A 246-nucleotide genomic window follows, 5' to 3' on the forward strand; every position below is an offset into this window, starting at 1 on the left:
CTGTATAGCTACCATCAGGATTAACAGTAGCAGTGACTTGTTGCTCAAGTGGGTTACCCGCCTGATCATGACCTGTGATGGTTAAGGTGACTTGACTACCCGGTGCAACATCAGTCGTTCCACCTGTAATATGGCCTTGAGTATCCACATCAACTGTAATTGAACCATCTACTCGGTCTAAACCACCTTGGTCTGGTGTATCCGGATTATTGTCATGATCCGTCTTCACAAGACTATCTTCAGCAT

General features: G+C 45.5%; 1 pseudogene. It reads right to left on the reverse strand.

The annotated features are described in order from the left end of the window. Positions 1-229 (reverse strand): annotated as a pseudogene (locus tag ACH63V_RS18215) (hypothetical protein); the annotation flags it as partial. Positions 230-246 lie beyond the last annotated feature (17 nt).

Origin of the sequence: Acinetobacter sp. ABJ-A23_2 (genome assembly GCF_044538765.1) — a bacterium.
Lineage (GTDB): Bacteria > Pseudomonadota > Gammaproteobacteria > Pseudomonadales > Moraxellaceae > Acinetobacter > Acinetobacter nosocomialis_A.